The 2,049-nt window shown below is 46.9% G+C and carries 2 protein-coding genes; both read left to right on the top strand.

The features are described 5' to 3' along the window. A partial coding sequence (locus tag AAC033_RS19095; protein ID WP_339741177.1) for a RagB/SusD family nutrient uptake outer membrane protein occupies positions 1-1,466 on the top strand: 1,466 nt, incomplete at its 5' end. Between the two features lie 52 nt (positions 1,467-1,518). Next, positions 1,519-2,049 (top strand): SusE domain-containing protein (locus AAC033_RS19090; RefSeq protein WP_339741175.1); only part of this gene is annotated, 531 nt, incomplete at its 3' end.

Raw genomic sequence — 2,049 nt, 5'->3', positions numbered from 1 at the left:
TTAAATATATACCAATCATCCTGTTGATCGTCACAGCAACATCCTGCAGCGAGGATTTTTTGGACAAATCGCCATTGGACACGATCAATACCGAAAACTTTTATCAAACTGAAGAAGATGCGATTGTTGCCATCAATGGCGCCTATCAGCCCCTGCAGTGGCCAAAACTATACAACATGCGCATGTGGACATCCGACATTATGGCCGGAAACAGCATCGTGGGAGCCGGTGGTGGTGATGACGGGCGTGAAACCCAAGACATGTCGAATTTTGTAACGGCAACCGATAATCCCGGTGTTCTTGACTTATTCCGCGGGCCTTCTCCCGGCATCTTGCGAAGCAATGTAATTCTGCAAAAAGTTCCTGAAATGGACATTGATGAGCAGGTGAAGAACCAGGTTTTGGGCGAAGCTCATTTTCTGAGGGGATTGTACTATTTCATTTTGGTTCGCTATTTCGGCGATGTTCCTTTAATTACTGAACCGCAGGAACCGGGTGATGACCTTCGTTTGGTAAGAACGCCAAAAGCCGAAGTTTATGAGCTTATTATAAATGATTTGACTGCCGCGATGGAAATGCTGCCGCTTAAATCAGCCTATTCATCCAACGACTTGGGAAGAGCCACGAAAGGAGCCGCCACCGGGCTGCTGGCTAAAGTGTATTTAACCCTTGGAGACTGGGAACAGGTGGTGAGCCTGGCCAGCCAGGTCGAAGCTATGGGCTACAGTCTGAACCTAAATTATGCCGATAATTTTGATGTGAATAACGAAAACTCGGTTGAGTCTTTGTTTGAGGTTCAGTATGTTGGCGACGCAGGAGAAGATTTCTGGGGCAATGAAAATCAGGCTTCCTGGCTAAGTACATTTCAGGGGCCGCGCAACTCGGGAATGGTTGCCGGCGGATGGGGATGGAACCAGCCTACCCAGGAGTTTGTCGATTCATACGAGGCGGGAGACTTGCGCAAGGATGCTACGATCTTTTATGAGGGCTGCCCGGCTTTTGATGGTATGGAATACGATCCGGCCTACTCTTCAACCGGATATAATGTCCGTAAATTCTTGGTCACCAAGGCTGTTTCACCGACCTACGACAACAGTCCAAAAAACTTTCCTGTCCTGCGATTTGCCGACGTATTGCTTATGAAAGCGGAGGCGTTAAATAACCTGGGACGCACGAATGAAGCTGAATCTCCTTTAAACAGGGTTCGCACCCGTGCCGGATTAGTTGCAGTTTCGGATCTTTCGCAAGCCGAAATGAAAGAAGTGATTTTGCACGAACGCCGGATGGAGCTTGCATTTGAAGGCCAGCGTTGGTTCGACCTGATCCGGGTAGATAATGGCCAGTGGGGACTGGACTTCCTGCATTCCATCGGAAAATTGAATGCTACGGAGAAGCACCTGCTCTTCCCGATTCCTCTGAAGGAGATTGAATCGAATCCAAACCTGATTCAAAACCCAGGCTATTAATGGCTTGAAGTGATTAAAAAGATAAATAATCACCATGATTAAATCGAATAAAATGAAAAATAAGAAATATAAAATTCAACCTGCCCGTAACTTACTGAGCTCCGGAAGCCAACTTTTGCTGGGTGCATTGCTGCTGTGTGCAGGCTTTTTTCTGAATTCCTGTCAGAAAGATGAGGAAATCGTCATCTCAATGGGCGAACCGATCGCGTTAAGTGTGTCGGACAGCATTTTAGTATTGTCTCAAAAGCAAGCGGAAAGTAACGCTCTGAATATTAACTGGACTCGCGGAACGAATCGTGGCACAGGAAGCTCCATGGCGTATACCCTTGAAATTGACAAAGCTGGCAATAACTTTTCATCAGCAAAAAGCTACACCATGGGGAAAGGTGTTTTTGAAAAGAGTTTCACCGTTCGAAGTTTGAATCAACTGGTTCGCGAAGAATGGGCCATTGCTGACGGTGTCGCAAGTAGTTTTGAAGCCCGGGTATTTGCCGACATTACCATGGAAGGAGTTGATGATGATACTACGGAAGTGAAAACCTTCTCGGTCACGCCATATAAACCGGTATCCGAAGTGCTCTAC

The organism is uncultured Sunxiuqinia sp., assembly GCF_963974515.1.
Classification (GTDB): domain Bacteria; phylum Bacteroidota; class Bacteroidia; order Bacteroidales; family Prolixibacteraceae; genus Sunxiuqinia.
This window is presented reverse-complemented; position numbering and strand designations above follow the sequence as displayed.